This window comes from Thermoflexus sp., from assembly GCF_042408365.1.
Lineage (GTDB): Bacteria > Chloroflexota > Anaerolineae > Thermoflexales > Thermoflexaceae > Thermoflexus.
Genome location: NZ_JBHOQJ010000280.1, coordinates 1 through 6270 on the forward strand (window position 1 = coordinate 1; position 6270 = coordinate 6270).

The window sequence follows — 6270 nt, forward strand, 5'->3', positions numbered from 1 at the left end:
CCCCCGGCCCAGCCCCCAAACATCTTTTATCCCCTCGGGGAGAGGGAATAAGGGGGGTGGGCCATTGGCCCTCGCCATCTCTATCCTTCGGAGCAAAAACAAAATGAAGGGGTCGCGGAAAATTTGACCTCGTGTCGCGCATCGCATAGACTCAAAACGTCTTTGCTGCGATCATCGCTCGGAGGACTGCACTCATGGCGGAGCATGAGACCACATGGGGGGATCACCCCCGAACAACGGTTCGCATCCGCCCTGGGGAGCGGGTGACCCTGTGTCGTTGTTTCCAGTCTCGGAACTTTCCCTTCTGTGACGGTTCCCATCGGGAAGTCGCTGGGCGAGGGCCGGTGGTGGTCATCGTCTTTCAGGAGGAGCCCGCCAGCATGATCGAGAAGGTTTGATGGCCTATGTCCGGACCGTTTAAGGGGAGGGCCCGGACGAGAAATCGGACCGTCCGTTTGTCCAAAGTTCAATTGGCGTAAGTGTGCAGACTGCTTTTTAAACTTTATTAGCGCCCGTTTTGGGCAGTTCTCCCCAGCCCCTCAAACTCCAAGGTTAAGAATGGACGAAGCACTACTACGGATCGAAGCGACTACCAATTGCTTTGAGGGAGGTGTTGACAATGAATGAGCATGAGGTGGTGATCACCGTTCAGAATTTCGAGCAGGAAGTGTTGCGATCCGAAAAACCTGTTCTAGTGGACTTCTGGGCGGAGTGGTGTGGGCCGTGCAAGGCTCTTGAGCCCATTGTGGCCCAGATCGCCCGGGAATATGCCCAGGTCCTGAAGGTGGGCAAACTGAACGTGGACGATTACCCGGAGCTGGCCATGCGCTATGGGGTGATGGGCATTCCCACCCTTATTTTGTTTAAAGAAGGCCGTGAGGTCGCTCGGATCATCGGATATCAGCCCCGGGAGCGTTTGCTTCGGCAAATCCTCCCCCATCTTCAGCCTCAACCCCAACAGCGCTGATGGCGGAACTTCCGGGCGGGGAGGCCACCTTGGGCAGCCTCCCCGCCCAAGAAGCGATCGTCTTCTTTGATCCCCATTCGGGCCACCGTTTGAAGCCGTCCAGCGCGAATCACCACTATTGCGCTCAGCTCAATCAGACCCAACGGATCTTCGGCTTTGTCCCTCCTTGTGTTGGACTTGGAGCCTCGAACTTCAGGGACGTTTCCATCGGGCACCTGGAAACAAGAAGCGCTGAGAGAGGAGCCTCCTCGTCACAACCAGTGCCCTCAAGCGCTGAAGGTCCCTTAGGGCGTTGGGATGGCCGCTCATAGGGGTAAGCTTCCAGAGGCATATAATGGTGAGCTGGAAGCTGCCCATGAGGGGCGCAGCGCTGGCTTCAATTGAGGAGATCGGCCGTTGAGGGGGCTGCGCTTTCGATGGAAATCTGGGATTCGGGCTCGAAGGAAGGAACGCCGGTGGAACGATCGACAACGGGAGCGCCCTTGGCCTCTTCCGCCGTTCGCGGTGGCATGTGGGTGGCCCTGAGCACATACTGGACCCTGGCTTTCGGGTTTGCCGCCAACATCCTTCTCACTCGGACGCTGCCGCCGGAGGCCTTTGGGGCCTTCGCCCTGGCGATGTTCTTCGCCCAGCTTCTGCGGCTCCAGACCAAGTTGGGGTTGGGATATGCTTTCGGGCAGTATAAGGAGACCACCGGGGAATCCGTCGGGACGTATGTGGTTCTGGAGGGGGTGGCGGCTCTGAGCGGTTTGCTTCTCATGGGATTGGCGGCCCCGGCGCTTCGGTTCATGGGCTATGATCCTCTGGTGGTTCAGATCGCCCTCGTTCTTTCTTTTGCTGCTTTCCTCGAAGGGATATCCGCCATTGCGGGGACGTTGCTCGAGAAGGAGCTGCGTTTCGGGCTCACCAGCCTCTATCAAGGCCTGGTTTTCCCCCTTTCGTATCTTCCCGCGTTCTGGCTGGCTGCCCACGGCGGCGGGGCATGGAGCCTGGCGGCTCAGACGACCGTTTATAGCCTCCTGGGGTTAGGGCTTTGGGGGGTGGCGCGGTGGCGGATGAGCCACCTATGGGCGTATCCGTGGCGTTTCCGCCGTGACCTTGCCGGCCACTTCCTACGATTCGGGGCGGCCGCCGGCTTGTGGTTGATGGCCGGGATGCTCTTCAGCCAGCTGGACAACTTCCTGATCGGCACTTTCGCAGGCGTGACGGCGTTGGGCTATTATGACCGTGCTTATCGGATGGCTCAGTGGCCTGCGTTGTTGTTCAACGCAGTGCTCACCCGCACAGCCTTTTACACGTATGCCCGCCTGCAAGATGATCGGGCGCGCCTGGAGAAGACGGTGGCGATGGTGACCTGGGCGATCAGTATGATCGCGATCCCCGTGGCCCTAGCCATCTTCCTTGCTGCACGGGATCTCGTGGTGCTCCTCTATGGGGAGCGGTGGCTTCCCAGCGTGCTGTTTCTTCAGATCCTCAGCGCTTTCTTCGTGCTCCGCCCTCACCTGGAGCACGCCGGTGTGGTGCTGAACGCGATGGGCCGACCCGGGCGGGCGGCTGCGTTGCTATGGGCTCAAGTGGGGGTGCTGGGGGTCGCCGGGCTGCCGCTGACGATGCGCTGGGGTGCCTTGGGTGCCTGCGGGGCGGTGGGGCTGGCGTTGATCGCTGGGATCGGACTGGCCTGCGTGTATACCCGCCGGGAGCTTTCGGTGAGTGCGAACGCTGGCTTGGGGATGCCACTGCTGGCTGGAGGCGCGACTATATTAGGATATATTATAGTCCTTCGGTTTATCCCGCTGGAGAACCTGGGGCTTTTTACGCGACTGGTTGTGAAGGCGATCTACGCGTTCTCGGCTTTCTATGTTCTGGCTTTTGCCATGCAACCTCGGGCAGTGCAGGAACGAGTGCGGTATGTATGGCGGCTGGCGCGAGAGGCAGGACATGAAATGTGAGCTCATTATTTCTGTGCAGAGGCTATTTCTTAGAATTTTTCTCATAGCTGGTACTCTATTTGCAATAGGCCGCTTAGTAAGCCTCTCGTTCCAATTTGGAAAAGAAAGTTTGCAAATGGATTTCGCTGCTTTCTATACTGCTGGTGAGGCGCTCAATAATGGGCTCTCGCCCTATGTGAATTATGCGATCCGGAATCCTCCTATCTGGGATGGCGTTAGTGTTTTCCGACACAGTCGATTCCTGTATCCGCCGCTTGCCGCAGTCCTGTTTCAGCCGATCGCGCTGCTTCCTTATAGTGTGGCGAAATACCTCTGGACGTTACTCCAACTAATTTGCGTTAGCTCCTCGTTGTGCCTTGCGATAGGGATGTTGCGTTTGAAAAGCGAACTGGAACAGCTGCTGGTGTTAGCTTTCTTTGCAAGCACGTTTTATCCTTTATTCACCCTCCTTGAGCGAGGCCAGATTGATGGAGTCACTCTACTCCTCATTGTGCTTGCCACCCGATTGATAGTCATCGAAAACAGGAACACAAACATTATCGCCGGCCTCCTGTGGGCGCTGACCACCCTCCTTAAATTGCATTGCGTGTATATCGTCCCATTCTTCATTATACGTAGGAAATGGGCAGCAATTGGGGGTTATATTATCGGTATATTTGGTATTTTGTTAATTTCATTGCTCACAAAACCAAATCTTTTGATAGAGTATAGTAAAAATTTGCCGAGAATCGCTCAGTTCGGAGAGGGCGGGGACGAGGGAATGAGGCTGCCTGCTCATGTCATACAGGCCTTACGCACCTCGCTTCCAGCGGGGTACGTTCAAAAAGATAACATTGTGTACCGCTATGAGTCCTTTCAGTTTATCTCTAATGCAAGCATTGCTCGGAGCATAGCTGCTGCTCTCCAGAGAAGAGGGCTCAATGTCCAGCTTTCCATCGTTTCTGTCCTTGCTTTTCTGTGTTTTTTTGTAGGAATATGGATGTGGCAATACAGATGGCTTCCTCAGAGGCTCGAAACCTTTGCTGCAGTCCTCTACTGGCAGAGCGCGTGGGTGATCATCCTTTTGTCTGCACCGTTAACTTGGGTTATGAACACCGTATGGTTTTTGCCTATAATGATCGATATTTTGTACATATTATGGAAATATAATGGTAATTTATTGAACAAAGACTGGAGATTGGGGGTTTTTGTGGGCATCTTTGGGCTCGTAATAGCTTGGATGCCCGATCCCATCCTTCTAGCATTTCTGGGATCGGCAAGACTGGCCAATACAAAATATCTGCTCTCGGGGATTTTTGTGCTGGTATCCCTTCTCCTGATGCTTGAAGCAAATTTGAGAATTACTATCGGTCAAGATGCCTAATTGGTGGCCCAAGGCTTTTCAATGTTCTCACATTGGTAAGATATTGCTTTCAATTTGTGATTTTCAGGGGGCTGGGCCGGGGGCCATGCGCTTCCTCACTGTTACGCCGTCTTTGCTAGAACTTTGAAAAGCCCTGTTGGCGGCCAGGAGTTAAACGATGCGCCTGCTTTACCTTAACCACAACTATCGCTACCTGGGCACCTACGAACGGGCCTGGAATCTCGCCAGGGGGTTGGCGCGCCGTGGCCATCAAGTCACATTGATGACCGTCTCGCGCCAGCACCGCTGGAAGCCAACCGTGTCCATCGCCAACGGCGTTCGTGTGGTGGAGATGCCTAACTGGGGACAAAACTACAGCGGCGAGGGCTATGGCCCCCTCGACAACTTGCTCCGCTGCCTACACGCGCTGATCTACCGCTACGACATCATCCACATGTTCGACCACAAGCCTAACGCCTCCTTCGCCGGCTTTGTCGGGCGGCTGCGCGGCGCGAAACTCATCGCCGACTGGGCCGATTGGTGGGGCGGCCCCGGCGGCATCAACGACGTCCCCAAACGCCGCGTGCCAGCTATCGGCAAGTTCGAGGAGTGGTGGGAGATCAAGTCCAAGTTATGGGCTGATGGCGTAGTAACCATCAGCACCGTGCTCAGGCAGAGGGCGTTGGATATTGGATGTCCTGCAGAGCGCCTGATTTGTATCCCTAATGGCGCGGCCACCGATTTGATCCGTTGCTTGCCCGTGGCCGAGGCCCGGCAGCGCCTAGGAGTCCCCCTGGACCGCAAGATCGTGGGCTTCCTGGGAATGGGGCAGGGCGATATGGAGATTGTGATGCCTGCCATCCGGCAACTGCCGGACGTCTGGTTTATGGTGATCGGTCCCAAAAACCAACGGGTGTTAGAGCAGGCCCACGCCTTTGGCATCGGCGATCGCTTGTGGCAGACGGATTTCGTCCCCGATGAGGAATTAAGTTGGTACCTGGCGTGCGCTGATGTCATGTGTCTGCCCCTGACTGACCGGGCGGCTAATCGCGGACGTCTACCGGGCAAAATTATGTATTATATGGCCGCTGGACGCCCAACCGTAGCCAGCCCGGTCGGTGACGTCGTCCACCTTGTGGAAACTTATCGCATAGGCCTGCTGGCCGCCAATCAGGAAGAGTTCGCCCATGCCCTTTGGAAACTGTTGACAGACGATGCCCTGCGGAGGGAGTTGGGGCAAAACGCCCGTAAAGCTGCTGAGATCGATCTTAACTGGGAACGGCGGGTGGAGGAACTGGAAGCCTTTTACCAGCGCATTCTGAACATGCCCTGAGCTTTTAGGGAGGTTGAACATGTCTTTCTGGCTCAAGCGCAAAGTCCTCATCACTGGCGGAGCCTCATTTATCGGCTCCCATCTCGTCGATGCCCTGGTGGAACGTGGGGCCAAGGTCCGTATCGTGGATGATCTCTCCAGCGGCAAGCTGGAGAACATCCAGCACCACCTGGCGAAGGGCACGGTGGAGTTCATCCAGGCGGATCTGCGCGAGCCGGGGGTGGCCCGGATGGCGATGCGGGACATCGAGATCGTCTTCCATCTGGCGGCCGACCACGGTGGTCGGGGCTATGTGGACCTGCATCAGGCCGGCCCGGCCTCCAACCTCTTTCTGGACGGCCTGATTTTCTGGGAAGCCCGCCGCGCCGGGGTGGAGAAGGTGGTCTTCGCCTCGTCAGGGTGTGTCTACCCCAACTACTTACAGACCGATCCCAACAAGGAGCTCTATCTCACTGAGGACTTGGTCCAGCCGCCCTATGATGCGGACAACATGTACGGCTGGGCCAAGTTGATGGCGGAACTGACCCTGAAGGCGTATTACCGGGAGTATGGGCTGAAGTCGGTTTCCTGTCGTTACTTTACCGTGTATGGTCCTCGTGGGGTGGAGAACCATGCGATCATTGCCCTGATCGCCAAGGCGTTTATCGGCCAGAATCCCATTGAGGTGTGGGGGGATGGC

Annotated in this window: 6 protein-coding genes; all 6 read left to right on the forward strand. The window is 56.5% G+C overall.

Going from position 1 to position 6270, the window contains the following annotated elements; genetic code table 11:
- Positions 1 to 194: 194 nt before the first annotated feature.
- The gene (locus tag ACFMO5_RS12835; protein WP_376793148.1) at positions 195 to 398 is read left to right on the forward strand and encodes a CDGSH iron-sulfur domain-containing protein; all 204 of its coding nucleotides are present in this window, start codon (positions 195 to 197) and stop codon (positions 396 to 398) included.
- Between the two features lie 221 nt (positions 399 to 619).
- Positions 620 to 967 (forward strand): thioredoxin, encoded by a 348-nt coding sequence (trxA, locus tag ACFMO5_RS12840; RefSeq protein ID WP_376793149.1) that lies wholly within the window; start codon positions 620 to 622, stop codon positions 965 to 967.
- A gap of 416 nt (positions 968 to 1383) precedes the next feature.
- Complete coding sequence (locus ACFMO5_RS12845; RefSeq protein WP_376793150.1) at positions 1384 to 2916, forward strand: oligosaccharide flippase family protein; 1533 nt, start codon at positions 1384 to 1386, stop codon at positions 2914 to 2916.
- Positions 2906 to 4279: a glycosyltransferase family 87 protein gene (locus ACFMO5_RS12850; protein ID WP_376793151.1), complete on the forward strand. Its 1374-nt coding sequence runs from the start codon at positions 2906 to 2908 to the stop codon at positions 4277 to 4279. Before ACFMO5_RS12845 ends, ACFMO5_RS12850 begins: the two co-directional genes overlap by 11 nt.
- A 157-nt stretch (positions 4280 to 4436) precedes the next feature.
- Complete coding sequence (locus tag ACFMO5_RS12855) at positions 4437 to 5591, forward strand: glycosyltransferase family 4 protein (protein ID WP_376793152.1); 1155 nt, start codon at positions 4437 to 4439, stop codon at positions 5589 to 5591.
- 19 nt (positions 5592 to 5610) lie between these two features.
- A partial coding sequence (locus tag ACFMO5_RS12860; protein WP_376793153.1) for an SDR family NAD(P)-dependent oxidoreductase occupies positions 5611 to 6270 on the forward strand: 660 nt, incomplete at its 3' end.